This window comes from Bradyrhizobium sp. WYCCWR15520 (assembly GCF_056174665.1).
Window position 1 is genome coordinate 218,830 of sequence record NZ_JBWBWM010000005.1, and the last position, 26,975, is coordinate 245,804.

Annotated in this window: 24 protein-coding genes and 2 pseudogenes; 17 read left to right on the forward strand and 9 right to left on the reverse strand. The window is 61.6% G+C overall.

What is annotated here, in order from left to right; all coding sequences use genetic code 11:
* The first annotated feature begins 14 nt into the window (after positions 1-14).
* The 6 genes from AC0QUY_RS07795 to AC0QUY_RS07820 all read left to right on the forward strand — a co-directional run bounded on the left by AC0QUY_RS07795 (position 15) and on the right by AC0QUY_RS07820 (position 4,161).
* Positions 15-329 carry an ArsR/SmtB family transcription factor gene (locus tag AC0QUY_RS07795; protein ID WP_475386397.1) on the forward strand — a complete coding sequence of 105 codons (315 nt, stop codon included), beginning with the start codon at positions 15-17 and terminating at the stop codon, positions 327-329.
* A gap of 10 nt (positions 330-339) precedes the next feature.
* Positions 340-852 (forward strand): SRPBCC family protein, encoded by a 513-nt coding sequence (locus AC0QUY_RS07800; protein WP_475386461.1) that lies wholly within the window; start codon positions 340-342, stop codon positions 850-852.
* A 32-nt stretch (positions 853-884) separates the two neighbouring features.
* Positions 885-1,139 carry a hypothetical protein gene (locus AC0QUY_RS07805; protein WP_475386398.1) on the forward strand — a complete coding sequence of 85 codons (255 nt, stop codon included), beginning with the start codon at positions 885-887 and terminating at the stop codon, positions 1,137-1,139.
* A gap of 155 nt (positions 1,140-1,294) precedes the next feature.
* Complete coding sequence (locus AC0QUY_RS07810; protein WP_475386462.1) at positions 1,295-1,489, forward strand: Fic family protein; 195 nt, start codon at positions 1,295-1,297, stop codon at positions 1,487-1,489.
* Between the two features lie 26 nt (positions 1,490-1,515).
* Positions 1,516-1,719, forward strand: a complete 204-nt coding sequence (locus AC0QUY_RS07815; protein WP_475386463.1) for a hypothetical protein — start codon at positions 1,516-1,518, stop codon at positions 1,717-1,719.
* A 213-nt stretch (positions 1,720-1,932) separates the two neighbouring features.
* Positions 1,933-4,161, forward strand: coding sequence for an ATP-binding protein (locus AC0QUY_RS07820; RefSeq protein WP_475386399.1), 2,229 nt, complete (start codon positions 1,933-1,935; stop codon positions 4,159-4,161).
* Positions 4,162-4,174: 13 nt separating this feature from the next.
* Here the strand turns inward: AC0QUY_RS07820 and AC0QUY_RS07825 are convergent, their stop codons facing one another.
* The 7 genes from AC0QUY_RS07825 to folE all read right to left on the reverse strand — a co-directional run bounded on the left by AC0QUY_RS07825 (position 4,175) and on the right by folE (position 10,615).
* Positions 4,175-4,951, reverse strand: coding sequence for a DUF2189 domain-containing protein (locus AC0QUY_RS07825; protein ID WP_475386400.1), 777 nt, complete (start codon positions 4,949-4,951; stop codon positions 4,175-4,177).
* Between the two features lie 142 nt (positions 4,952-5,093).
* Positions 5,094-5,534, reverse strand: a complete 441-nt coding sequence (locus AC0QUY_RS07830) for a hypothetical protein (RefSeq protein WP_161851897.1) — start codon at positions 5,532-5,534, stop codon at positions 5,094-5,096.
* A 2-nt stretch (positions 5,535-5,536) separates the two neighbouring features.
* Positions 5,537-5,905, reverse strand: coding sequence for a nuclear transport factor 2 family protein (locus AC0QUY_RS07835; protein ID WP_475386401.1), 369 nt, complete (start codon positions 5,903-5,905; stop codon positions 5,537-5,539).
* Positions 5,906-5,989: 84 nt separating this feature from the next.
* Positions 5,990-6,448, reverse strand: a complete 459-nt coding sequence (locus tag AC0QUY_RS07840; protein ID WP_475386402.1) for a MarR family transcriptional regulator — start codon at positions 6,446-6,448, stop codon at positions 5,990-5,992.
* 43 nt (positions 6,449-6,491) lie between these two features.
* Positions 6,492-8,102 (reverse strand): acyl-CoA synthetase, encoded by a 1,611-nt coding sequence (locus AC0QUY_RS07845; protein WP_475386403.1) that lies wholly within the window; start codon positions 8,100-8,102, stop codon positions 6,492-6,494.
* A 246-nt stretch (positions 8,103-8,348) separates the two neighbouring features.
* Positions 8,349-9,875 (reverse strand): FAD-dependent oxidoreductase, encoded by a 1,527-nt coding sequence (locus tag AC0QUY_RS07850; RefSeq protein WP_475386404.1) that lies wholly within the window; start codon positions 9,873-9,875, stop codon positions 8,349-8,351.
* A 122-nt stretch (positions 9,876-9,997) separates the two neighbouring features.
* Positions 9,998-10,615, reverse strand: a complete 618-nt coding sequence (folE, locus tag AC0QUY_RS07855; protein ID WP_475386405.1) for a GTP cyclohydrolase I FolE — start codon at positions 10,613-10,615, stop codon at positions 9,998-10,000.
* Positions 10,616-11,112: 497 nt separating this feature from the next.
* Here folE and AC0QUY_RS07860 point away from each other — a divergent pair, with 497 nt between their 5' ends.
* A complete protein-coding gene (locus AC0QUY_RS07860) occupies positions 11,113-12,342 on the forward strand; it encodes an adenylate/guanylate cyclase domain-containing protein (RefSeq protein WP_475386406.1) in 1,230 nt (409 codons plus the stop codon).
* A 39-nt stretch (positions 12,343-12,381) separates the two neighbouring features.
* Here AC0QUY_RS07860 and AC0QUY_RS07865 read toward each other — a convergent pair whose 3' ends face one another.
* On the reverse strand, positions 12,382-12,837 hold the full coding sequence (locus tag AC0QUY_RS07865) for a GatB/YqeY domain-containing protein (protein ID WP_475386407.1): 456 nt from the start codon (positions 12,835-12,837) through the stop codon (positions 12,382-12,384).
* A 305-nt stretch (positions 12,838-13,142) separates the two neighbouring features.
* Between AC0QUY_RS07865 and carA the strand changes: the two genes are divergently transcribed.
* The 5 genes and pseudogenes from carA (at position 13,143) to AC0QUY_RS07890 (ending at position 18,656) form a co-directional block, all read left to right on the forward strand.
* A complete protein-coding gene (gene carA, locus AC0QUY_RS07870) occupies positions 13,143-14,333 on the forward strand; it encodes a glutamine-hydrolyzing carbamoyl-phosphate synthase small subunit (RefSeq protein ID WP_475386408.1) in 1,191 nt (396 codons plus the stop codon).
* Between the two features lie 113 nt (positions 14,334-14,446).
* Positions 14,447-14,945 (forward strand): annotated as a pseudogene (locus AC0QUY_RS07875) (PaaI family thioesterase).
* Positions 14,946-15,082: 137 nt separating this feature from the next.
* The gene (locus AC0QUY_RS07880) at positions 15,083-15,616 is read left to right on the forward strand and encodes a cupin domain-containing protein (RefSeq protein WP_475386409.1); all 534 of its coding nucleotides are present in this window, start codon (positions 15,083-15,085) and stop codon (positions 15,614-15,616) included.
* A gap of 902 nt (positions 15,617-16,518) precedes the next feature.
* A complete protein-coding gene (locus AC0QUY_RS07885; protein WP_475386410.1) occupies positions 16,519-17,976 on the forward strand; it encodes a DUF1254 domain-containing protein in 1,458 nt (485 codons plus the stop codon).
* A 212-nt stretch (positions 17,977-18,188) separates the two neighbouring features.
* On the forward strand, positions 18,189-18,656 hold the full coding sequence (locus AC0QUY_RS07890) for a hypothetical protein (RefSeq protein WP_475386411.1): 468 nt from the start codon (positions 18,189-18,191) through the stop codon (positions 18,654-18,656).
* Here the strand turns inward: AC0QUY_RS07890 and AC0QUY_RS07895 are convergent.
* The gene (locus tag AC0QUY_RS07895) at positions 18,565-19,536 is read right to left on the reverse strand and encodes a helix-turn-helix domain-containing protein (RefSeq protein WP_475386412.1); all 972 of its coding nucleotides are present in this window, start codon (positions 19,534-19,536) and stop codon (positions 18,565-18,567) included. The genes AC0QUY_RS07890 and AC0QUY_RS07895 overlap by 92 nt on opposite strands.
* Positions 19,537-19,860: 324 nt before the next feature.
* On the opposite strand from AC0QUY_RS07895, the gene AC0QUY_RS07900 reads away from it, so the two are divergent.
* From AC0QUY_RS07900 to AC0QUY_RS07920, 5 genes and pseudogenes are all read left to right on the forward strand, one after another.
* Entirely contained in the window at positions 19,861-21,552 is a 1,692-nt protein-coding gene (locus AC0QUY_RS07900; protein WP_475386413.1) for a DUF1254 domain-containing protein, read from the forward strand.
* Positions 21,553-21,665: 113 nt separating this feature from the next.
* Positions 21,666-22,699, forward strand: a pseudogene (locus AC0QUY_RS07905) (HAD family hydrolase).
* Between the two features lie 33 nt (positions 22,700-22,732).
* Positions 22,733-24,349 carry a DUF1254 domain-containing protein gene (locus tag AC0QUY_RS07910; protein ID WP_475386414.1) on the forward strand — a complete coding sequence of 539 codons (1,617 nt, stop codon included), beginning with the start codon at positions 22,733-22,735 and terminating at the stop codon, positions 24,347-24,349.
* A gap of 131 nt (positions 24,350-24,480) precedes the next feature.
* Positions 24,481-25,590, forward strand: a complete 1,110-nt coding sequence (locus AC0QUY_RS07915) for an HlyD family secretion protein (protein ID WP_475386415.1) — start codon at positions 24,481-24,483, stop codon at positions 25,588-25,590.
* Positions 25,591-25,940: 350 nt separating this feature from the next.
* The gene (locus AC0QUY_RS07920; RefSeq protein ID WP_475386464.1) at positions 25,941-26,960 is read left to right on the forward strand and encodes a SphA family protein; all 1,020 of its coding nucleotides are present in this window, start codon (positions 25,941-25,943) and stop codon (positions 26,958-26,960) included.
* Positions 26,961-26,975: the final 15 nt, after the last annotated feature.

Below are 26,975 nucleotides of genomic sequence, written 5' to 3' on the forward strand. Positions count from 1 at the left end.
CTATTATCCGAACCATGGATGAAGTCTTCAAAGCGCTCGCCGACGCGTCGCGGCGCGCGCTGCTGGACAGGCTTCACGCCAAAAACGGACAGACGCTGAACGAGCTCTGCGACGGCCTCGACATGACGCGGCAGGCCGTGACCAAGCACCTTGGAATTCTCGAAGCAGCCAACCTCGTCTCCACGCTCCGGCATGGCCGCGAGAAGCTGCATTACCTCAATCCGGTTCCGATTCATCAGATCGGCGAGCGGTGGATCAAGAAATTCGAGCGCGGGAAACTTGCCGCGCTTAGCGAGTTGAAACGGCAGTTGGAGAAGCGTGATGAGTAAGCCTGAGGCTCTGAATATCAAAGAGTTCAAGCCGGCGATCGTCTACACGATCTACATCGCCTCGACGCCGGAGAAGGTGTGGGAGGCGCTGACGCGCGCGGAATTTTCCAGGAAGTATTTCTCCGGCCATGCGGTCGAAGTCGATCAGAGGATCGGCGGTGCCTTCATTATGCGAACGCCGGACGGCGCCCTGCATATTTCGGGCGAGGTGATCGAGTGCGAACCGCCAAGGAAGCTCACCGTCACCTTCAACGTCAACTGGCCGGCGCTGGTGGAAAAGCTCGGGCCGACGCTCGTGACTTACGAGATCGAGCAGGCCGGCGATGTCGTCAAGCTGACGATGCTGCAATCGCACGACCGCGACATCAGCGACGACATCCTGTCCGGCGGCCGCACGGGCTGGCCCGCGATCCTGTCCAGCCTGAAGAGCCTCCTGGAGACCGGCAACGCGCTGGCCATCCAGATGCAGCCGCCGGAACGAATGCTGGCCGCGCTGAAGGAAATGGGCATCGGGACGCCGTAGGCGGCGTCCTTCCTCCCCCAACCATCACTCGCGTGCCGATTCCTGTGCGTGCTATTGGCTACGACTCGTGGTATCCTGCGGTTATGGTGAAACGGAAGAACATTGCGGCAAAAAAGGCGGGGTCTGGCCGGTTCGTGCTCGGAAGCGATCGCTTTGCCAAGATCAGTGAAGTCGAGGGCATCAAGCTCACGCCGGCGATGAAAAAGCGCGCCACCGATGCGCGCAGCAAAGGCCTCACGGCGGACGAATATCGCCAGGCAATCATTCGCAGCCATCGCAAGGGCTGACCGACCGCATGTACGATGCGATCGAAGATCCCTACACCTACAAGAATTCGACCGTACTGGTGAATAAGCTCGACTTGCGAAACCAGAACGAACTCGAGACATTCGAGACAGAAATTTCCAGCGCGCGAGCGGAAGAACCGCTGCCAGACGGATCGATGGACTTCGAGCATTACAGGGCTATCCACCACCATCTGTTTCAAGATGTCTATCAGTGGGCAGGGCAGATCCGCACGGTCAGGATTGCGAAGGGCGGCAATCCGTTCTGCTTTCCCGAAAACATCGAAGACCAGGCGAACAAGCTGTTCGACGGTTTGCGATCTGCGGATTTCCTTCGGATCTCGATGCGCTGAGGTTCGCAAACCAAGCTGCGCATTTCCTGGCAGAGCTGAATGCGATCCATGCCTTCCGCGAAGGAAATGGACGGTCGCAGCTTACGTTCTTCGCCCTGCTGGCCGACCGCGCGGGCCACCCGCTCAAAATCGAAAAACTGAAGCCGGACGAAATGCTGGGGGCGATGATTGCCAGTTTCGACGGCGACGAACGCAAGCTCGCCAGTGTGATCAATGATCTGATTGCGTGATCCTCCAGCGGAACCCAGCGCAACAATAGAAGCACGGCTCCCACGGGAACGACGATGGAGGGCCATAGCCTTCTTGCCGGGCTTCACGAGTGGACTCGGACTTGCCTAGAGGATATTCCAGCACGCGTGGTTCCAGAATGGCTGGTTCGCAGGTAGATTCCGAACGTCACTCTAACAACGAAACAGCTGATTTGAGCGCGGAACGACGCACCGATGAGCCTGCGCACCCGGCTATTAATTCTCGTTATTGCCGCGATGCTGGTGCCGGCCATCCTGGTGGGGCTGCGCTTCGTGCAGAACCGCACGAGCGACATCGATGCCGCGCTGGCCAGCCTGTCGGCTACCGCCAACGATATCCTCGGCGATCTCGATGAGAAGATTCAGGGCACGGCCCAGCTTCACTATGGCCTCGCCCGCGCCCGCGACCTCAATACCAGCGACAAGGCGGCCTGCTCGGCCTTCCTGTCCGCCGTGCGCGAGGAATACACGCGCTACACCGGCATCCTGACCATCAATCCGGACGGCAGCCTGTTCTGCGATTCGCTACGAACCAACCGGACGCTCGATCTCAGGGATCGCGCCTATTTCAGGCAGGCGCTGACAGCACACGGCATCGTCACGCTCGAGCCTGTGTTCGGCCGGCTGACGGGGACGTCCGTGCTGCAGATCGCCTATCCGGTTCGCACCGAATCCGGCGAACTGAAATTCATCCTGCTCGCCTCGTTCAACCTGCAGAAATTCGCCGAGGACCACGACAGGCGCCTGTCCGATGATAGCGAGATTCTGCTGGTTGACAGGAAAGGCACGGTCCTCGTCGCGCCCGACAGCAAGGACTGGACCGAGCCGGCCGGCGCATCGATTGCAAGTTCGGAGCTGTTCCGGTTTGCGGCCTCGCCGCACCGCGAGCCGTTCCATGAAGCGGCCGGGCGCGAGGGCCGAACCCGTGTCTGGACTGCTGCTCGCTCGCCCTCAGCGCGCGATGCCGGGCTCCACATCATGGTCGGGCGGCCCAAGGACAGCCTGGTGGCCGCGGCCAACCGCCGTCTTTACGAGGACCTGGCAATCCTTGCGGTGGCCTCGCTGCTGCTGCTCGCGGGCGTCTGGATTCTCGCGACCATGATTATCGGCCGTCAGGTCGGACGTTTGGCCGCGATGGCGACGAAGCTCGGGCTTGGCGATCTGCGCGCGCGGATTCCCCTGCCCCATCCGGGCGGCGAGCTCGGCGGGCTGATGACACAGTTCAACAGCACCGCTGAATCGCTCGAGCGTCAGCGCGCCGCCATTGACGAGCTCAACCAGAAACTCACCCAATCCCAAAAAATGGAGGCGATGGGTCAGCTCACCGGCGGCGTGGCGCATGATTTCAACAATCTCTTGACCGTCATTCTCGGCAATGCCGAGCACCTTGCCGAGCGGCTGGCTCCTCACAAGGAGCTGAGCAACATCGCCGAGAGCATCGCGACCGCCGCCGAACGCGGCTCGGACCTGACACGAAGCCTGCTGGCGTTCGCGCGCAAGCAGCCGTTGATGCCGAAGCACATCGACATCGGCCAGAAAATTCTCGGCATGGAGCCATTGCTGCGCCGAACGCTCGGCGAACATATCGAGTGCGAATTCCACCTCGATCAGGACCTGTGGCAGGCCAGCGTCGATCCCGGCCAACTGGCCTCGGCGCTGCTCAACCTGGTGCTGAATGCGCGCGACGCCATGTCATCAGGCGGCAAGCTGACGGTCGAGGTCAAGAATACGTCGCTCGGTGAAACCGACGTCGATGTCAACGGCGAAGCCCGGCCCGGCGACTATGTCATGGTTGCGGTGACTGATACCGGCACCGGCATGACGGCCGAGGTCGCCGGCCGCGCCTTCGAGCCGTTCTTCACCACCAAGGAGGTCGGCAAAGGCACCGGCCTCGGCCTGAGCATGGTCTACGGCTTCGCGCAGCAATCCGGCGGTGCGATGCAGATCCGCTCCGAGCCGGGCCATGGCACCGCGGTCAGACTCTTCTTTCCCCGGGTCGGGACATCTCAGCCGAGCGCCGTGCCGTCCAGCAGTCAGCCGGCCGCGCCGACTGGCAGCGAAACCATTCTCGTGGTCGAGGACGACGACATGGTGCGCGGCTATGTCGAAGGCGAACTGAAGGCGCTCGGTTATCGCGTCATCGTCACGCCCAACGCGCCCGCGGCACTCGAAATACTGCGCGGCCCCGAGAACATCCATCTCCTGTTCACGGATGTCGCGATGCCCGGCGGCATGTTCGGCACCGAGCTCGCCCGCCAGGCCGCGCGCCTGCGGCCTCAGTTGAAGATTCTCCTCACCTCCGGCCATACCGAACATCCCGCCGAGGCGATCGACGGGGCCGGCCGCGACGTGCGGATCCTGAACAAGCCCTACCGCCGGCACGATCTGGCAGCGATGCTGCGTGCGGTTCTGAAGGCGAAATGATCGGGGTCGCGATCTAGCCGGGCACCGGCGCGATGATCCGGCGATAGAGGTGCCAGCTGGTGTGGCCGAGCACCGGCAGCGTCACCACGAGACCGAGAAAGTACGGCATCGCCGAGACCGCGAGCAGCACCACGATCAGTGCCGCCCAGCCGATCATCGGCAGCGGGCTCGTCACCACCGCGCGGACGCTTGTGATCATCGCGGTGACGAAATCGACGTCGCGGTCGAGCAATAGCGGAAACGACACCACGGTCAGCGAAAACAGGATCAGCGACAGCGCGGCGCCGACCGCGTTGCCGATTGCGAGGAACAGCAGACCCTCATGGGTGGTGAGCACCACCGTGATGAAATCGTGCAGGCTGGAGAACGAGGCGTTGAGCCCGAGCAGCAGCGCGATCAACAGCCGCACCTGGTACATCCACACCACGAACACGAACAGCGTGACGAAGGCCATCCAGCCGATCTCGCTGCGCGACCTTATCGTGGCCCAGATCGCGCCGAACGAAACCGGCTGCACGGCTTCGCGCCGCCGGCTCACCTCGTAGAGCCCGATAGCGACGAACGGGCCGATCATCGCGAAGCCCGCGGCAAGCGGATAAACCAGATAGACCATGCCGAATGCCGTCAGGCAAAGCAGGATTGCGATCCCGCCGGCGGCATAGAATGCACCGAAGGCGAGCCCGTAGAGCGGCATCGCCTGAAAATCCCGCAACCCCTGGCTCAGCGCCTCCGCAATGTCCGCCGCAGTAATCGGCCGCACCACCGGATCGGCCTTTCCGGAGATCGACATCGCGCTCCCCCTCCATGATCGGACGTATTGGAGCCGATCCACGGGACTGCGTATTGATCTTCGTCAAGCCATCGGGCGCCGGCATTGCCGCCTGACGGCTCCCCCTCACCGCTTCGGCGGCTGGAAACGGGAGCACCGCATGTCAGAACCGGAGCAGGAGCAGCAGCGCCACAACAAGGTTCGCAACAAACAGCACCGCATCGATGACAAAAATCCGGAGCATCGGCCCCTTCAGCACAGGCCAATACGCCACCCCGACCCGTCCGCCGCGCATCAGGACCGGAAGGTTGTAGGCGAACTGGCTGAAGTGACACGCGGCGAAGAACAGGAACAACGCAAGCTGCGCGTCCGCCTGAAAGAAGGGCGGCCGGAACAAAAGGAGATACAAGGACAGGAGGCCGATCGGCAGATTGATCCCACCCAGAAACGCAACGCTGGCCGACAAGGTCGGGGCGATCGGATTTCCGCGCTCCTCGCGCGGCACCAATATCTTGAGCGTATTGCCCTGGGCAATACTGAACTGGATGAACGCGCCGCCGAACCAGAGCGTATTGAGAAGCAGAATAATGTCCGAAAATCGCATGGCTACTTTCCGTAGAAGGCCTCGCTACGCACCACACGGCCGGCACCGTCGAAGTCCATGAACTCGCTGGCGCGCGCGTCGCCCAGCTGCCACCAGACCGTCAAGCGAGCAATCGTATCGTCCCAACTCCAGTTCAGGATTTTCAGGTCCGCGCTAGCGATATGGCCGTAGGCCTTCTGCCAGTAAGCACGGATGTTCTCGACGCCCGCGACCACGGGCGACTCGGTTAATTTGAGCGCCAGGGGGCTGCGCATCTCGGCGTTTTCGGCGAAGTGCGAAACGACGGCGTCGATATCGACCTTGCGCCAGTTCGCACACCACGTCTCAACAAAGCGTCCCGCAGCGGCCCGGTCCATTGGCTGTTCGCTCATGCTCGCGCCTTCTCTCTGTGCAACTGCCAGGAAGAGATGACACAGGGCAATTTTAACGTCAACTATGTTGACATGAGAAAGCGGTCAGTTGTTGTCTGCGATGACCCCCATGACCGCCATCCAGGCAGCAGCGCCGGGGGAACCGACACGATCAAACGCCTCGCGCAGGACCTTGCGCTCGTAACCCGACGCCCGTTGCTCGATGCGCTTTCCTGCTTCCGTCAGCCGCAGCAGTTTGGAGCGATGCTGCTCGGGCGACCGCTTCGATGTCAGAAGCTTACGTTGCAGCAACAGGCCAAGCGGCCGGTTCACGGCTTGCTTGGATATGCCGAGGATCTCGATCAGCGACCCGATCGAGATGTCGGGCTGTCGTGCGACCACGTAGAGAATGCGATGGTGCGGACGTGAGAGGCCGAGCGTGGCGAGATACTGGTCGGCCGAGAGCGTCATGCCGCGCCAGCCGTAATACATAAGCTCCAGCGCCGCGTCCAAATCATGGAGCTTGTTGAGCGAGACGCGGTGCAGGCCCGCGGCGTGAGACATTTTCTTTTGCATTTTTCTACCGCGTCGAATTGACCGAAGAGCCCTAACCCAGCGCCCGCAGTTCCCGCCGCAGCACCTTCCCCGTCGCCGTCATCGGCAGGGTCTCGGCGAACTGCACGAAGCGCGGATATTCGTGGGCGGCAAGCTGCACTTTCACGAACTCCTGGATCTCGCGCGCCAGGGCGTCGCTCGGCGCAAAGCCCGGACGCAGCACGATCCAGGCCTTGATGGATTCGGTGCGGATCGGATCGGGAATACCGACCACCGCCGACATCGCGACCGCCGGATGCTTCATCAGCGTGTGCTCGATCTCCGAGGGGCCGACGCGATAGCCAGCGGTGGTGATCACGTCGTCCTCGCGGCTGACGTACCAGAAATAGCCGTCTTCATCCTGCACGCCGAGATCGCCGGTCAGCAGGAATTCGCCGGCATATTTTTTCGCAGTCGCTTCCGGGTTCTTCCAGTATTCGATCATGGTGCAGGGACAGGGCTGGCGCACGCCGATGATGCCGCGCTCGCCACGGGGCAATTCCTCGCCCTTGTCGTTGACGATGCGGACGTCGAAGCCCGGCGTCGCCTTTCCCATCGAGCCGGGGCGGATCGGGAACAGGTTCGAATTGCTGCCGATCACGAGATTGCATTCGGTCTGGCCGAACACTTCATGCGCGTCGATGCCGAAGGTCTCGCGCACCCAGCCGTGCAATTCGCCGCCAAGCGATTCACCACCGGTGAAGATGCTGCGCAGGTTCAAGCCCGGATTTTTCACGCCAGCCTGCCGCATCAGTTTCAGCGCAGTCGGCGGCAGGAAGGTGTTGCGGATGCCAAGCTCAGCCATCATCGTCATCGCCGCCTGCGGCTCGAACTTGCGCGCACGGTGGCCGACTAGGGGAATGCCGTGATACCAGAACGCCAAGAGGCAATTGATCAGCCCGCCGATCCAGGCCCAGTCGGCCGGCGTCCACATCAGATCGCCCGGCCGCGGCAAGAAATTGTGGCACATCTCGACATTGGGGAGATGGCCGAGCACGACGCGATGCGCATGCAGCGCGCCCTTGGGATTTCCCGTGGTGCCCGAGGTGTAGATGATCAGAGCCGGATCGTCCGCCGAGGTATCGACGGTAGGGAACACGTCGTCCGCTTCCTCGATCGCCGGCCAGAACGGCTTCGCGCCAGCGTGCGCGATGTCGGTCGTGACATAGATAGCCTGAAGGTAGGGCAGCCGGTCGCGAATCTTCGAGAGCTTCTCCCATCCGCTTTCGTCGGTAACGATGGCCCGTGCGCCGGAATTCGATAGCCGGAATTCCAGCGCGTCCTCGCCGAACAGCGCGAACAGCGGAATGGAAATCATGCCGGACCGGAACGCCGCGAGATGCGCAATCGGTAATTCAAGGGATTGCGACAGGAACACGGCTATGCAGTCGCCGCGCGAGAGGCCGTCGGCCTTCAACACATTGGCAAACCGGCGTGACATCTCGGCGACCTCGTCGAACGAGGTGCGCGTCGTGACGCCGTCCTCGTCGACATAGATCAGCGCCAGCCGGTTGGTGCCGTCAGCATATCGATCGCAACACGCAGTCGCCATGTTGAAGCGATCCGGGACGTCCCAGCGGAAGTTGCGGTAGAGCTCGTCGTAGGTTGAGGCTTCGGTGAGCATGGTGGCGGCCCGTCGCTAACGTTCGTCATGGCCGGACTTTGTTCCGACCATCCACGTTCATGTTTGCTTGGTTAGAGCGTGATGACTTTTCTTCGAATCGTCATCCCGGTCTATCTCTTTGATTTGAGCATGATCTTTTCGGAAAACCGGTACCCACTTTTCCGGATCATGCTCTCGTGAGTTTAAAGACGTGGATGCTCGGGACAAGCCCGGGTATGACGGGGGGAGACATTTTGTAGCCGTGGCCTAGGGCGTCCGCGCGTTCTCCATCGCAAGCTCGGCCTCAAGGCTTGCGACGTCGCGATAGATCGAGGCGACGGCCAGCACGCGGCCGTTGCGCTTGTACCGGAGCAGGCAATCCTTGCCGGAGATGTCGCCGTCGACGGTGATTTCGTCCCATTTTTCGGCGTGACCGACATAGTTGATCGGCACATCGTAGTGCTGGCTCCAGAAAAACGGCACCGCATGGAACGGCTCGCGCTGCCCAAGCATGTTTCGCGCGGCAGTCTGGCCCTGACGCTGAGCCACCACCCAATGCTCGACACGGATGGTCTCAAGGGAATGCGGATCGGGCCAGCGCGCAATATCGCCCGCGGCGTAGATACCGGGGATGCTGGTTTCCAGATAGGCATTGACGGTGACGCCGCGATCGACCGCCAGCCCCGCCTGCTCGGCCAATTCGAGGCGTGGACGCACGCCGACGCCGACCACCACGATATCGGCCTCGATTACGCCGCCGCTTTTCAGCGTCGCGCGCTTGCCCTGGATCGCGGAGACGGTGTCGCCGAGATGGAAGATGACGCCGTGCTCTTCATGCAAGGCGCGGACGAAGTCGCCGAGCTCCGGCCCAAGCACACGCTCCATGGGGCGCTGCTCGAGGCCTACGACGTGGACCTCGACATTTCTGGCGCGCAACGAGGCCGCGGCTTCCAGCCCGATGAAGCTCGCGCCGATCACGACCGCGCGCCGGGCGCCATCCGCCAACGCAATGATCGCACGGGAATCGGCCAGCGAGCGCAGCACATGGACATGAGGCTGATCCATGCCCGGTATCGGCAGGCGCACCGGCTCCGCGCCGGTCGCCAGCAGCAAACGGTCGTAGGGGATGGTCTCCCCGCCTGATGTGACGACATGGCGCGCGTTGGTGTCGATGGCCATGACCTCGGTGTTGAGCCGCAGCTCGATCTTCGCCTCGGCATAGAAATCATCCGGCCGCAACGGCACCCAGTCCTCCGGCGCGCTGCCGGCGAGATAGTCTTTGGACAGGTTCGGTCGGTCTACCGGCGCCGCCGCCTCATGGCTCAGCATCACGATGCTGCCGGGGTATTCCTGCCGTCGCAGCATCTCGGCTGCGGCAAAGCCTGCCGCGCCACCGCCGACGATCACGATCCGGCCGGGCGCATCGGTGACGCCCATCAGCTGCGGCTTGGGCTGTTCACGCTCTTGGCGAACCAGGATGCGACCGTTTTCCTGCTCGACCTTCCAAACGGCGATCGGACTGAGCGCCGGCGCCCGGGTGGCTTCGCCGGTGCGCAGGTCGAAACAGGCGTGATGCCAGGGACAACGGATGCCCTCGCCGGTCACCAGGCCCTCCGCGAGCGGCCCGTGATAATGGGTGCAATGGGCGCCGATCGCGAAAATCTCCGATCCCGAGCGCACCAGCACGACTTCTTCGTCGCCGACATGGCCAAGCAAGGTCTCGCCCGCGAATTCGGACAAGAGAATGCCCTTTGACAGATCGGGACCGGCGGGCGGGGCTTGCTGATCAGCCATCTCATCCTCCGCTTAGCTTGCTGCTAGAGCATGCTTCAACTGCGTTGAATCATGCTCGTCGGTCATCTTTTTGTTTGAGCATGATCTCTTTCGGAAAACCGCCCACTTTTCCGGATCATGCTCTATGTCGCCATTCCCAAAAATTCCTGGCGGGTCAGCGCGTTGTCGCGAAAGGAGCCGAGCATGCGGCTGGTCACGAGATCGGAGTCCGGCTTGTGCACGCCGCGCGTCGTCATGCAGTGATGCGACGCCTTGATAATGACGCCGACGCCTTGCGGTTCCAGCACGTCATTGATGGTGTTGGCGATCTGCGCGGTCATCTTTTCCTGAATCTGCAGGCGCCTGGCATAGACGTCGACGATCCGTGCCAGCTTGCTGATGCCGACCACACGGCCATTTGGAATGTAGGCCACCCAGGCCTGGCCGATGATCGGCGCCATATGGTGCTCGCAATGGCTCTCGAAACGGATGCCGCGCAGCACGATCATCTCGTCATAGCCTTCGATCTCTTCGAAGGTCTTCCTCAGGATTTCAACGGGGTCCTGACCATAGCCAGAGAAGAATTCCTCGAACGCGCGCGTTACCCGCGCCGGCGTCTCGCGCAGGCCGTCCCGATCAGGATCTTCGCCCGTCCATCGGATGATGGTGCGCACCGCCGACTCGACCTCGGCTCTGCCGGGCCTCTGGATATCAGGCAGCGACGCTCTTGCGCGATCGAGTGTATGCACATTCGGATTCATCGAGATACCTTTCCACGACGCTTGCATGAACGAGCTTGAACCCGTTGGACGCTGCGTCGGCGGAAAGGTTCCCGCGGAAAAAACTATCCCGACAGCGCCGCCCTCACCAGTTTGGAGGCTTCGATGAGCATTACGCCGCGCGACCCATGAGGCGGGCGGTCCTGCCACGTCTGCAGCGGCTGGAGCCTCGCGAAATGCACGATTGGAACGGCAGCAATAGGCACCTCTGAGATATGTCGACGGCCGGGGAGAATGTCTGTTCATCAGGGTAGACCGGGAGTAACCGGCCGATGGTCAAATGACCCGGAACCGACCTTGCACCGCATCGACGAGGCTTCAGTCCATGATTGATCCGGATCGGTCGTCGGAGCAATAATGACTGGATATCGGAGACTCCGATGGCTGATTTCGCTATGCCGGAGACGCGGTACGCGCTCAGCGGCGACATAAACATCGCCTATCAGACGATAGGGCATGGTCCGCTCGACATCGTCATCGTGCCGGGCGCGATTTCCCATGTCGAATTCCACCATGAACTGCCCGGATTAACGGCGTTTTTGCACCATCTATCAAGATTTGCGCGCGTTGTGACCTTCGACAAGAGAGGGCAAGGCCTGTCGGATCGCGTGTCCGGTGTGCCGTCGCTGGAAGAACGCATGGACGATGTTCGCGCCGTCATGGATGCCATCGGCTCGAAGCGGGCTGTCCTGCTTGGGTTCTCCGAGGGCTGTCCCATGAGTGTGTTATTCGCGGCGACGTATCCTGAACGGGTATCACATCTCGTTCTTGTCGGCGGTTTTGTCCGTGCGGGGCGTTCCGTATCCGACGAGGCGTTCGAAGCCTTCGTTGCGGCGAAAGTAGCAGCATGGGGCACTGGCCTATCGATGAAGCGCGTGATCGGGACCCACGACGGAAACGCGCGCGAGATTGCGCTATTGGGCAAGTTGGAACGTCTGTCGTGCAGTCCCGGCGCTTTCAAAACACTTATGTTAATGAACCGTCGGATCGACGTAACGTCGGTCCTGCCCAGCGTGCGGGTTCCCGCACTGGTCCTACACAGTCGCGCCGACGCAGTCGTCCCGATCGCTGAAGGTCGAAAGCTCGCTGCCGCTATCCCCGGCGCAAAATACATCGAATACGGCGATCTTCCCCATGGCGCGTGCTTTGCGGAAGCGTGCGAGGGGCTAATCGGCGACATTGAGGAATTCGTCACTGGACATCGCGACGCCTCTTTTCCCGAAACGGATCGAGTCCTGGCGACCGTCCTCTTCACCGACATCGTCGACTCGACGCGTATGGCGGTGGAAGTCGGAGACCAGCGCTGGCACGAACTGCTCGATCGTCACGATCGTCTGGCGAAGCAGACTGTCGAGAAGCATCGCGGAAATTTCGTGAAAAGCACAGGCGACGGCATTCTCGCAACCTTTGACGGACCAGGGCGCGCGGTGCGTTGCGCGCTCGCCTTCGGCGCAGCTGCGCAGCAAATGGGTCTCCCTCTGCGCGCCGGCCTGCACACCGGCGAAATCGAGGTGCGGGGCCGGGATGTCGGCGGGATCGCGGTGCACGCCGCCGCGCGCGTGATGGCGCAATGCGGTGCGAACGAGGTCCTTGTATCGCGCGTTGTAACCGATCTTGTCGCCGGTGCTGGGCTCAAATTTACGGAACGCGGTGCGTTCGATCTCAAAGGCATTCCCGGCCGATGGGAATTGTTCGCTGCGGCCCAATAGGGCCCGCGGGAAGATCTGAGGGCTCGTCCTACAAAAGACTCACCCGGTCAGCGCCGCCTTCACCATGCCGCTGGCCTTGCCGAAATCCATCTGGCCGGCGAACTTCGCGCGCAGCACGCCGATCACCTTGCCCATGTCCTTCATGCCGGCGGCGCCGGTCTCGGCGATGGCGGCGGAGATCGCGGCCTTCACCTCGTCGTCCGACATCTGCTTGGGCAGATAGGCGGAAATGACCGCGATCTCCTCGCGCTCCTGCGCGGCGAGCTCGGCGCGGCCGCCCTTGTCGTAGAGCTCGACCGATTCCTGGCGCTGCTTGATCATCTTCTGCAGGAGGCCGAGCAGGTCGGCATCGGAAAGCGGCGGCTTGCCCTGCCCGCGCGCGTCGATGTCGGCGTTCTTGATCGCCGAATTGACCATGCGCAGCGTGGAGAGCTTGCGCTCTTCCTTCGCCTTCATGGCCTCCTTGACCGCGTTGTTGATGTCGTCGCGCAGCATGGTTGCCTCACTGAAAATAGCGCCGCTGGAAGGGCCCTTGGGTCTATCGGAAGATTCCGCGTCTATATAGGGGCTGGGCTAACCGCGCCACTACGGGAGTGGCCTCCGGTCCGGCGCGGGCACGAAACGAGCGAGATCGGCTCGAATTGGTTAAGCCGAGCGGTCCCATTTCAGGCGGATTTGGCCCAAAAAAGCAGGGCCGGCGGAACCGGCGGTCAAATATGCAGCAAACGCATGTGAATCCCGCCGTTTTCCGGCCTTCCGGCTTTGACGCGCGGGGGCGCTTGCGACTATGAAGTGCGCTCATGACAACATCCGATAATTCCTCAGCCTGGCCGGACCAGAAACCGACCGCGCTGCTCGTGCTTGCCGATGGTACCGTGCTGGAGGGTTTTGGCCTCGGCGCGGAGGGCCACGCTGTCGGCGAGGTCTGCTTCAACACCGCGATGACCGGCTATGAGGAGATCCTCACCGATCCCTCCTATGCCGGCCAGCTCATCACCTTCACCTTCCCGCATATCGGCAATGTCGGCACCAACGACGAGGATATCGAGACGGTGAACATGGCGGCGACACCCGGCGCGCGCGGCGTGATCCTGCGCTCGGCTATATCAGACCCCTCGAACTACCGCGCCACGCGCCACCTCGATCAGTGGCTGCGCGCCCGCGGCATCATCGGCCTCTCCGGCATCGACACCCGGGCGCTGACCGCGCTGATCCGCTCCAAGGGCATGCCGAATGCGGTGATCGCGCATTCGAAGAACGGCATGTTCGACCTGCACGGGCTGAAGGAAGAGGCGCGGGAATGGCCGGGCCTCGAAGGCATGGACCTGGTGCCGATGGTCACATCAGGCCAGCGCTTCACCTGGGACGAGACGCCGTGGACCTGGCAGCAGGGTTTTGGCCGGCAGAGCGAGCCGGAGTTCAACGTGGTCGCGATCGACTACGGCATCAAGCGGAACATTCTGCGGCTCTTGGCCGGTGAAGGCTGCAAGGTCACGGTGGTGCCGGCGACGACGTCGGCCGAAGACATTCTGGCGATGAAGCCCGACGGCGTGTTCCTGTCGAACGGCCCGGGCGATCCGGCGGCCACGGGCAAATACGCCGTGCCCGTGATTCGTGAGGTGATCGCGTCGGGCACACCGACTTTCGGCATCTGCCTCGGTCACCAGATGCTGGGCCTCGCCGTCGGCGCCAAGACCAGGAAGATGCATCAGGGCCACCATGGCGCCAATCATCCGGTAAAGGACGAGACCACCGGCAAGGTCGAGATCACCTCCATGAACCACGGCTTTGCCGTGGATCAGGACACCCTGCCCGAGGGCGCCACGCAGACCCACATCTCGCTGTTCGACGGCTCCAATTGCGGTATCGAGCTCAAGGACAAGCCAGTATTCTCGGTGCAATACCACCCCGAGGCCTCCCCGGGCCCGCGCGACTCGCACTATCTGTTCAAGCGGTTCGCGGACCTGATGCGGGAAAAGAAGCGGGCGTAAGGCGCTCACTCGTCATTGCCGGGCCTGACCCGGCAATCCATCCTCCTCGAAACGCGATGGACTCCCGGGTCAAGCCCGGGCATGACGGCGTGATAACTGCAAACGCATTCCCAATGGACGAACCCGCCAATGCCAAGATCGAATACGGCGTAACACCGACGCATGTGATGGCGGCGATGTCCGGGTTCGACTTCGTCCGCGCTATTTTCGAGGGCAAGCTGCCCTCGCCGCCGATCATGCAGAATGTCGAGCCGTTCGATTTCCACCGCCGAGAAGGGGCACGTCATGTTCCAGAGCGTGCCGGGCTTCCGGCACTACAATCCGATCGGCTCGGTGCATGGCGGTTATGCCGCGATCCTCCTGGATTCAGCAATGGGGCTTGCGGTTCACACCGCGCTTCCCGCCGGCACCGGCTACACCACGCTGGAATTCAAGATTTCCTTCATCAAGGGCATGACCAGGGATACCGGCCCTGTCCGCACCGAGGGCAAGACGCTCAATGTCGGCCGCCGCGCCGCGACAGCGGAAGCACGCATCACCGACACCAACGGCCGGCTGCTCGCACATGCGACGACGACGTGTCTGGTTTTCGAGATTCCTAAGGGAACGTGAGGCGCGGAGTTTGGTTTGAAGTTGTAGGGTGGGCAAAGGCGCGACAGCGCCGTGCCCACCATCTCACGCTTCACTCGGAATGGTGGGCACGCTTCGCTTTGCCCACCCTACGATTTCTGCGATTGCGGAGAGCAACCATGTCCGTTGTCAGCGCCGATATTGAACCATTCGCCTTCGTCTTCGAGGACGATGGCCTCGTACCCAACAATCCCCTGCCATTCTTGGTCTACAAGGGTGCGGTCGATGTCGCGAACGATCATCCGGAAAAGACCATCGAGGGATTGTTCGGCGCCAATGGCTGGGGCGCGATGTGGCGCAACGGCGTCTACGACTACACGCACTATCACGCCACCGTGCATGAGGTGCTCGGCGTTGCCCGCGGCCACGCCCGCGTGCGCTTTGGCGGCGACGGCGGCGAGGAGCTGGAGATATCGGCCGGCGACGTTGCCATCCTGCCCGCGGGCACCGGGCATCAGTGCCTTTCGGCCAGCCCGGATTTCTGCGTGGTCGGCGCCTATCCGCCGGGCCCGCCGATGCAGATCACGCGGCCGACGCCTGAGAACCACGCCAAGGCGTTGAAGACGATTCCGGAAGTGAAGCTGCCGAAGACGGACCCGGTGCGGGGCGCAGACGGCCCGCTGGTCCGGCTATGGACGCCTAGCGCGCGATAAAGCGGCACGCCGTCATCCGCGCCGGGAATCGGAAAATTTGGCTCGGCCAAAGCCTCGGCTGCGGGCTCGCCCGACGTCACCCGCATTGCCGCGATCCGCGCGACGAAAAGCCCGATCACGAGATTTGTTCGTTCGATCTCCAGCTTTTCGCGGATCGGTCCGTTCGGAGCGGTCGCGCACATCGTCTTGATGCATTCGAGGGTTCGAGACAATGAATCGACCACCGCCCAGATCGGCTCGATCGACGGCGGCGCTGATCTGATGGCGAACCCGGAGCGCTTCCGGCGGGCTGACCGGAGGGAGCGGCACGACGGCCGGACGATGCCACGTCGGGGAATTCGATTATTTTCCGCATCGCTGAATTCCAAACCTGAAGATCAATACTTAAAGTTGTAAATTTTTACCGCCGAACACCTGAATGCCGCCGCATCATCCTAGCGGCGATCTCGCGCATTATGTTTAAATGGACTATCGGAATCGCGCAGCCTAATTTTTATGCGTGCGGTTTTTTTTGCACGCGTCCGCAGCAGCTTTTATTGCCTGCTCGCGATTATGAAAGCGACGCTGACCCATTCGGCCACCGCGAGAAAAGACCGCCGTGATTTGCCGCTATTTCCCGCTCGCGCTAGGATGCCGCGTGTGAAGGGAGCTGAAAACACCTCTACGTTAAGCCTGCCGGCGTCATTTTTCCGAGCACCTTGATTTAAGTCAGCACACGCCGCGGCTTTTGCGCCGTCAATGACTTGTTAAGACACCTATTGATCTGCGGGAATGACAGCAGTCCCGCGCCCACTACCGTTTTTTTCAAACGCAATGGAGGTCATTTGCATCACCTGACGGCCTCAGATGCTCCGAGCTTCTCACAAACAACCACAGCAGACATCAGAAGAGGAGGATTCGACATGTTTCGAGGAATTCTAACGCTGACATTGTCTCTCTGCCTCGGCGCGGCCCCGGCAGCGCTGGCCCAGACAGCGGCGCCCATCAACGAGGATGAGGCGCGCGCCATTGCAGTGGACGCCTACGTCTATTTTTATTCTCTGCTATCGATGGACGTCACGAGGAAGCAACTCACAAACGTTGAAGCCGGAAAAGAGAGCCTTAAAGGCCCGATGAATACGTTCGCCAATGCGCGCGAATACCCGCCGGCCGATTTCAAGGGTGTCGTGCGGCCGAATTTCGATACGCTCTATTCCTCCTCCTGGCTGGATATGACCAGGGAGCCCGTCGTCGTCAGCGTTCCCGATACCAATGGACGTTACTATCTGCTGCCGATGCTCGACATGTGGACGGACGTGTTTGCCTCGCCCGGATGGCGAACCACGGGCACCAAGGCCGGCACCTACCTGCTGACGCCGCCCGGCTGGCGGCCGGACCTGCGCGACAGGTTTGTCGAGGAGTTCAAGCTTCCCAAGGACACCCAGCGGATCGAGGCGCCAACACCCTATGTCTGGGTGATTGGCCGCACCAAGACAGATGGTCCGCCAGACTACAATGCGGTCAACCAGATCCAGGCGGGTTACAAAGTCACGCCGCTCTCCGAATTTGGAAAGACGCCCAAGACGGTCGAATTCAAGTCCGACCCGAGCGTGGACATGAAAACGCCGCCCAAGGTCCAGGTCGACACCATGACTGCTGCCGCCTATTTCGCCTATGCAGCCGAGTTGCTCAAGCTCCATCCGCCGCACGTCACTGACGAGCCGATCATCGCCCAGATGCGGAGAATCGGCATCGAACCCGGCAAGAGCTTTGATATCAGCAAGCTCGATCCCGCCGTGCAACGGGGACTCGCAGCCGCGCCGCAGGAAGCCCAGAAGCTGATGGCGTGGAAGGTGCCGACGCTGGCGCGTGTCGCCAACAACTGGTCCATGAACACGGACACCATGGGCGTTTACGGCAACTACTACCTGAAGCGGGCGATCATCTCGCAAGTGGGGCTCGGAGCCAACCTGCCCGAGGACGCCATCTATCCGCTCAATCTCGGCGACGAATCCGGCAAGCCGCTGGACGGCGCAAACAAGTACACCATCACGTTCGAGAAAGGCGCCGCTCCGCCGGTCAACGCCTTCTGGTCGATCACACTGTACGATCCGGAGGGATTCCAGGTCGGCAACGCCCTCAACCGCTTCGCCGTCAGTAGCTGGATGCCGTTCAAGTACAATGCGGACGGGTCGCTCGATCTGTATTTCCAGAACGAAAGCCCCGGCAAGGACAAGGAAGCCAACTGGCTGCCGGCGCCGAAGGGAGCCTTCAATCTCACCATGCGCCTGTACGCGCCGAAGTCAGAGGCGCTGACCGGCAAATGGAATCCGCCGCCGGTTGTGAAGTCGCAGACAACGGTCGGCTTGTCGGCCCAATGAAAGTTGACGGCACGCCGGCGCTTCGGCGCCGGCGTCCGATTTCTCGCCGGTGGCTTGCCGGCTTCAGACTCGAAGACCAAGCCCTTTCTGGGTGAAGCCAGTCGTCCAGAAGTGCGTCCAATGATGATCGGCGCTGCGATCGGACGAGTTGACTGCAGGCTACTCCAGGAGCCCGTCATGCTCATCATCCTGACGCTCTATCTGGTCCTCGTGTGGCTCATCTTTCCAAGCTCAAGCTGGTCAGATGGGGTTGGGCCTCCGGCACCGTGGCGGTGCTGATCGGCGCATTCATCCTCGCGGTGTTCGTGGCGTTGTTCAACTATTTGACCCCGTCGGGAAGCTTCGTCGTGATCTCGCGGGTGGTCGAGGTCGCGCCTAACGTCTCGGGCCAGGTGATCGAGATACCGATCAAGCCGAACGAGCCGGTGAAAGCCGGGACGACGCTGTTCCGCATCGATCCAACACCGTTCAAGTACAAGGTTGACCAGCTCGAGGCTTCGCTGGTTGGCGCCAAGCAGCAGGTGAAGCAACTCGCAGCCAACGACGAGCTAAGTCCGTTGCTGGCCCCCAAGCCGACATTGGGATCAATTAGCTCGATCCCAGCGACTTCGCGAGCGTGGCGGAGGGCAGTTCGCCAAATTGGCGGAAGTACATGGACGAAAATCGTCCGAAATGTGTGAACCCATAGTGGGATGCTGCGCTGGTGACGCTCGTCCCTTCGATGGGATGAACAAGCGCACGGTGCACTGCGTTCAGCCTAAGCTCCAGCAATAGCTGTGCGGGTGGCCGCCCGAACGCTTCAATGCAGCTCAGGAACAGGGTGCGCTCCCTGGCGTCCACCTGTTCGCACATCTCCGTCACGCTCGGTGGGTCATCGCGGCGGTCGTGCAGCAATTGCAAAACCGCCCGGGCGATCCGCGCGCGGCTGTGAAGCGACTCGATGACTTCTGCCGAGGGAATCATGTCGAGAATGGTGTCCGAAATTCTCGATTCCATACGCGTGAGAAGCCCCTCCGTCACATCGAGCCTGGATCGGTCGAACACATCGTTGAGCAAGCCGGCCAGTGCACGGGCGCGGCGAGCCATCTCCGCCGCCGACACAGCCCAGTGGCGCGGAGGTAGATCGGGGTCCATTCCGTTGACGCCGCGTCGCACCTGCATCCATCGGTGAATGAGATCGGTGGGAAGAACGACGATCATAAGATCGGTGGGCCCGGTCGCTGCGAAACCGATGTCATCACGCCACGTCGCCGCGAGCAACTCGCCGCGCTTGACCGGACGCCGGCGGACGTGCAGCGAACCCTCCGCCTTTAGCGGGAGACCGAAGACCCAGCTATTCTTCGGCGCCGTTCCCGTCTGCAAGACGCCTGGCGACCACCGCTCGCGGTTCAATTGAAGTCCCGCCAGAACAAGCTGCGTCAACTCTCCGCGAAATCGACCGCAGCCGATCTGTTCGTATTCCTGATCCCATTCCAGCGCTCTCGCCGCCATCGCGTCGATGTCGTCGAAAGTCTCGTTGATCACTTGCAGTAGCTGGCTGCGGCGGACGGCGGGCGGCATGGCGATCCCTGCTCCCGACTATACGCATGGCTGGCTCGATAGTCGTTTGTAGGATTCGGATAGCGGCGAAACCTGCCTACTGAGAAGTTACTTTCGTTTGAAGGATGCCGCAAGGGCGAACATCGCTCGGAAGTAGCAGGCACATACGCGCGGCAATGGACCGCGCTTTTCGAAGACAAATACAGCCGGCCAAGCTTGTGGTCGCTTCCTATCGATTTTCTGAGACGCCGTCGGGGCGCAAAGCCGATCCGGTAACCCGACAACAGGTGTGCTGCTCGAGCCGCAGTCAGAGGGGGCGGAGCGTCGAATAAAGGAGAGGAAACCATGAAGCAGTCGGTGCGAATAGTTGCAGCCGCCGCGGCCTGCGCTGCGTTGTCACTTCCGCGCTTGGCCGCCGCTCAGACGCCCGCGGGAATTCCTCCGGGCCTTGTGACGCCGGACAAGGTCGAGACCCATATCGGCACGCTCGAATTCAAGGAAGGCGCACCGAGCAAGGCGACCCTGGAGAAGATCTACGACAGCATCGACTCGACGCACGCGCTTCGCGCGTTCTCGGATACGCTGCAGGGCGTCAGCATCCACGCATTCCGCAAGGGTTTCCACAGCGTCGGCGTCAAGGACAATGAGGTTCTCGTCTTTTCCGAATTGATGGATGCCAAGTCGCTGTTCCTGACCGCCAATGCCGACACGATCTACGTCCTCGGCTTCCTCGACCTCACGCAAGGCCCCATGGTGATCGAGGCGCCACCGAAGTTTCTGGGCGGTGTTCAAGACTATTGGTTCCGCTGGGTCATCGACCTTGGTTTACCCGGACCCGATCGGGGTGAGGGCGGCAAGTACCTGATTGTGCCGCCGGGATACAACGGACCGTTGCCCGAGGGCGAATTCAGTGTGGCGCACTCCCGCACCAACTTCGTCTTATGGTTTGGCCGGTCGTTCCTGGAGAACCATAGCGATCCGAAGCCAGTCGTCGACACCATCCGGAAGTTCACCAAGGTCTATCGCTACGAACCCGGCGGCGTCGGCACACCCATCTCCGAGTTCCTGGCGGGCAAGGCAAAGCTCGGCCGCGTCATTCCGCCGCCGCCGACTGTGTTCCACGAGGGCAGCGGCAAGGTGATGAACACCATTCCGCCCAACGACTGGACCTTCTATGAGATGCTCAACGAGGTCGTGCAGCAGGAGCCGGCCACCGCGCTCGACCCCGAGCTGATGGGGCCGATCGCCGCCATCGGTATCATCAAGGGCAAACCATTCGCGCCCGACACGCGGATGAAAAAGATCCTTACCGAAGCACTTGCGCTCGCCAATGCGGAGTCGCGTGCACTGTTCCTGCATCCGCGCAATCCGAGTTGGACCTATTACCCCGACTCGGCGTGGCTAAATCCGCTGTTCGTTTCCGGCTACGAGTTCGAGACGCCAATCCCGATGATCACGCGCGAGGGTGCTAAGCCCTTCCCGCCGACGGGCTACCGACAACTGGATGCGCGCCGATGGTACTTCTACGGCGTCACCGGCATCACCCCGGCCATGGCCATGCGCCTGACCGGCATCGGCTCGCAGTACCTCTTCGCCTCGCTCGATGCCGACAAGAACTATCTCGACGGCGGCAAGACCTACAGGGTGACGCTGCCCAAGGGCATCCCGGAAGAAAACTTCTGGTCATTTACCGTGTACGACAACATGACACGATCGATGCTCGACACGCCGCAGCGCTATCCGCGCGCCGGCAGCCAGAGCTATCCGTCGCCCGCTGCGGAACCGAATGCCGACGGTTCGACGACGATCTACATCGGACCGACCCAGCCGGCGGGCGTCAAGCGTGGCAACTGGATCCAGACCGTCCCCGGCAAGGGCTGGTTCACGTGGCTGCGCCTTTACAGCCCATTGCAGCCGTTCTTCGACAAGACCTGGCGCCCGAGCGAGATTGAACTTGTCGCCACTGTTGGTTCGGGCGCGATCGAAAGGATCGAGCAGAGAATCGACAGGCTCGAGCAGAGGATCGACAGGCGATAGGAATGCCGCACACAGGCAGAAGCCCGAGCGCATAGTGAGATCAACTGCCTTCGGCTTATCGGACAACGCGTTCGATAGACCGCGACGGCCGCAACACGGACCGGAGTAGCGCCATGAATCTCAGCCGCAGAGATCGCTTCAGGAAGGCGGCACGCGCCAGCTTGGCGGGCGCGCTTCTCACGCTGGCCGCGGCAATTGTTTGCTCGCCCGCGCGCGCCCAGACCGACCCTCTGCCTTCCTGGAATGATGGCGCAGCGAAGAAGTCCATCACGGAATTCGTCGTGCGTGTCACCACCCAAGACAATGCAGATTTCGTACCGCAGCCGGATCGTATTGCGACCTTCGACATGGACGGCACGCTGATATCCGAGCAGCCGAACTTTTTTCAATCGGTTTTCGCGTTCGACCGGGTCAGGACGATGGCATCGCGGCATCCGGAATGGAAAACAGAGCAACCATTTAAGGCAGTGCTCGAGAACGACTCCAAGGCATTGATCGCGGCCGGCGACAAGGGGCTGTTGCAGATCGCCGAAGCAACCCATTCCGGGATGAGTGTGGAAGAATTCGACAAGATCGTGCTCACTGGGTCGCGACGGCGCGCCATCCCCGGTTCAACCGGCCTTACACCGATCTCGTCTACCAGCCGATGCTGGAGCTGCTCGCGTATCTGCGCGCCAACGGGTTCAAGACCTTCATCGTATCCGGCAGCGGCATCGACTACATGCGGCCCTGGGCCGAGAAGGCCTACGGCATACCGCCCGAGCAGATCGTGGGCTCGTCGGGCGCAACGCAATTCAATATCGGCCCGGACGGCAAGCCGGTCTTGTTGAAGCTTCCCAAAGTCGATTTTGTCGACGACGGGCCCGGTAAACCTGCGGGGATCAACCGCTTCATTGGACGGCGACCGATCTTCGCCTTCGGCAATTCCGATGGCGATTTGCAGATGCTGCAGTGGACGACGGCCGGGGCTGGCGCACGCTTTGCCGGCATCGTTCACCATACCGATGCCGAACGCGAGTGGGCCTATGATCGCGAGGCCCATGTCGGAAAGCTCGACAAGGCCTGGGACGCTGCGCTCAAGCATGGGTGGACGATGGTGAGCATGAAGACGGAGTGGAAGGTCATCTACCCGTTCGAATGGAAATAGCGCTTCCCCGACAAGGAAATGGAGTCAAAAGCCATGAAACTTGGACACCGCACGCTTCCCGCATTCGCAATCATCTACGCGGCAGCTCTTTTCGGCGGAGGTGGTGCCGTCGCCCAAGCGACAATACCTCCGTCGCTCGTCACGCCGGACAAGGTCGAGTCGCGCATTGGCACGCTGGAGTTCAAGGATGGCTTGCCGAGCAAGGCGACCTTGGAGCGGGTCTATGACAACCTTGATTTCAGCAATGCATTTCGGGCGGTCACCGACACGATGCAGGGCCCCAACATAGAGGCTATTCGAAAGGGCTTCCATGACTTCGGCGCCAAGGACAACGAGGTCGTTGTGTGGTCCGAACTGTTGGATGCCAAATCGCTGATGCTCACAGGCAATGCCGTCTACGTATTCGCCATCCTCGACCTCAGCAAGGGGCCGAAGGTGCTAGAGGTGGGACCGAACATTCTCGGCGCTATCGACGACCACTGGTCCCGCTGGGTTACCGACGTCGGCCTGCCGGGACCCGACCGCGGTCAAGGCGGCAAATACCTGATCGTGCCGCCGGACTACAAGGGAGAACTGCCGGAAGGCGGCTTCTACGTCGTGCGCTCGCGCACATACATCAACTGGTGGTTCGGCCGCGCATTCATTGCGAACAAGAACGATCCGAAGCCGGCCGCCGTGTCCATCCGGAAGTTCACCAAGATTTATCCTTACGAACCGGGCGGCGTTGGGACGCCGATCTCCGAGTTTTTGGCCGGTAAGGCCAAGCTCGGTCGGATCGCTTCGCCTCCGCCAACCGTATTTCACGAAGGAAGCGGCAAGGCAATGAACACCGTTCCGCCTAACGACTGGAGCTACTTTGAAATGCTCAACACGGTCGTGCAGACGGAGCCGGCGACTTCGCTCGATCCCGAGCTGATGGGCCCTTTGGCGGCGATCGGCATCATCAAGGGCAAAGAATTCAAGCCTGACGAGCGCATGAAGAAGATCATGACCGACGCACTCGCCGTCGGCAACGCGACGGCGCGCAGCCTGACGATGAATGCGCGTGACAAAAGCTGGTTCTATTACCCGGATTCAGCCTGGCTGAACCCGCTCTTCGTCACCGGCCACGAATTCGAGACGCCGATCCCTGAGGTCACACCAGAGGGAGCCAAGCCGTTCCCTCCGACGGGGTATCGCCAGATGGATGCGCGCACATCGTTCTTCTACAGCTATATCGGCATCACGCCCGGTATGGCCATGCGTCTTACCGGCATCGGCTCGCAGTATCTAATTGCGACGGTAGACGCCAACAAGACCTACTTCGACGGCGCCAAAACCTACAAGGTGACACTTCCCAAGGACATTCCGGAGGCGAACTTCTGGTCATTCACCGTCTATGACGTGATGACGCGCTCATTTCTCGATACGCCGCAGCGTTATCCGCGCGCCGGCAGCCAGAGCTATCCGTCGCCGGCGGCAGAACCGAACGCCGACGGCTCGACGACGATTTACTTCGGTCCGACTCAGCCCGCGGGCGTCAATCGGGGCAACTGGATTCAGACTATGCCCGGCGAGGGCTGGTGGACCATCCTTCGCCTCTATAGCCCGCTCGAGCCGTTCTTCGCCAAGACCTGGCGGCCGAGCGAGATCGAGCTCGTCCGGCAATGATCTAGCTGGCCACTGCCAGACGCATGCTTGCCTCGCATGCATCGGCCGCAGGCCAGCAGCGGGACCGGCACGACACTGAGATGAGGTCAATCAAATTGCTGCAGCGATTCTACCCACGCTAGGAGCCAGTCATGCTCATCATCCTGACGCTCTATGTCGTCCTCGTGTGGCTCATCTTCTCCAAGCTCAAGCTGGTCAAGTGGGGCTGGGGCTCCGGCACCGTGGCGGTGCTGATCGGCGCATTCATCCTCGCGGTGTTCGTGGCGTTGTTCAACTATTTGACCCCGTCGGGAAGCTTCGTCGTGATCTCGCGGGTGGTCGAGGTCGCGCCTAACGTCTCGGGCCAGGTGGTCGAGATACCGGTCAAGCCGAACGAGCCGGTGAAAGCCCGGACTACGCTATTCCGCATCGATCCAACACCGTTCAAATACAAGGTTGACCAGCTCGAGGCTTCGCTGGTTGGCGCCAAGCAGCAGGTGAAGCAGCTCGCAGCCAACTACGAGCAGGCGACTGCGAACGTCGAGGGGTTGGGCAAGCAGCTCGCCTATCACAGCCAGCGGCTTGCCGATTACAGCAAGCTCGTCGGTCAGGGCGCGCAAACCGAGTTTCGCCTGCAAGACACGCAGGTCCAGGACGAGACGGTGGAATTTCAGCTCCAAGCGGCCAAGGCCACGCAGCTGAACGCGAAGCTCGCCATGGACTCGGAGATCGGCGGCACCAATACGACGGTCGCTCAAATCGAGGCCCAGCTCGACAACGCCAAATGGGAGCTGGAGCAGACCACGATCCGCGCACCCGGCGACGGCTCCGTCACGGTCATGGCGCTATCGGTCGGCGACCGCGCAACGCAAGCGCGTGCGGTGATGTCGTTCATCGTCACCGACGAGATCACAATCGTCGGCATGTTCTCGCCCAACGGATTTAAGACCATCAAGCCCGGCGCGCGGGTCAAGCTCGTGTTCGACAATGACCCCGGCCGCATTCACGACGCGACCATCACGGGGATCCCGCTGGGCGTGGGACAGGGCGAGATTGCGGTTTCGGGAACGCTGGCGAAGGTGGGATCGATCGGCGGCGCCAAGGCCTATCCGGCGATCATTTCCACGCCGAAGGACATCGACCGCAGCCAGCTCAGGCTCGGGATGCCCGGCACCGCCACCGTGTTCGCAGAGAACGCTGGCGTCATTGGCCTGATCATGTCGATCCTGGTCTGGATCAACTCGTACACCGCGTATCTTTGACGGCATCGGGCGAGCCTGCCGTCCGGTGGCGGCCGGCAGGACGACCCGCGTGCGGCCGCGCAGGCGTCATCGTCCCGCAACCGATCCGCTGCCGTTACGCTCTCGCAATGCCTGTTAAGGTGAATAGCGGGCGATGGTCTCGCGACTTTGGCGCAACAGTCGCAACAGATTTTCGATTTGGACCCGTTTCGCAGAGCGATGGCTTGCGACGAGATATTCAATCCATGTCAATCTCGGGTTGATCACTGTGATCTCCAGGCATTGGGAGCAAGCAGATGGCGCACAAACCATTCAATCGAGAAGGACTCAACGCCCTGCTCAAGTATTCAGGTGCCAGCCTGTCGATTGCGATGCTGGCCACCCTTTCCGGCGTGGCACACGCCGATGAACACGGCATCAGCTTCTGGGTCCCCGGATTCTTTGGAAGCTTGGCGGCCACGCCGCAGCAGCCGGGTTGGTCGTTAGCGAACATCTACTACCACACCTCCGTATCGGCCGGCGCTGACGTCGCGCGTTCGCGCGAATTCACGCTCGGCAGGGTTCCGGCCAACCTTACCTTAAATGCAAATCTGAATTTGAGCCTCAACGCCACCGGCAATCTTGGCTTTGTGATCCCGACCTATGTATTCGCGACGCCGGTTCTCGGCGGCCAGGCGTCGGTGTCCCTCATAGGAGCTTATGGCGTCGTCGGCACCAGCCTGGCGGGGACCTTGTCAGGCGTGCTCACGACACCTTTCGGCAACGTTCCCTTCGCGCGGTCCGAGAGCATCAGCGACACGACATGGGGTTTTGGGGATCTGATACCGCAATTCGCACTGCGCTGGAACGCCGGCGTCCACAACTACATGGCCTACATCACAGGCGACATCCCGGTTGGCGCTTACCAGTCCACGCGCTTGTCAAATCTGGGCATCGGACACGGCGCGATCGACGCCGGCGGAGGCTACACCTATTTCAATCCGCAGACCGGCCACGAATTCTCCGGCGTGCTCGGCTTCACCTACAATTTCGAGAATCCTGCGACGCAGTATCAGAGCGGCGTCGACATGCACTTCGACTGGGGTGCGTCGCAGTTCCTGTCGAAGCAGGTCATGGTTGGCCTCGTGGGCTATGTCTACAAGGAGCTCGGCTGCGACAGCGGTTCAGGCAACCGTGTCGGCTGCTTCCAGTCCCAGGTGGTTGGCGTCGGTCCCCAGATCGGATTCCTTTTTCCGGTCGGCGACATGCAGGGCTATCTCAATCTCAAGGCTTACGGAGAGTTTGCCGCAGAGAATCGTCCCAGTGGCTGGAATGCCTGGGTCACCTTCGCGATCTCGCCGCCGGCGCCCGGCGCGCCTCCGACAACAAAACCCGTCGTCAGAAAATATTAGGATCGGAGCGGCTGG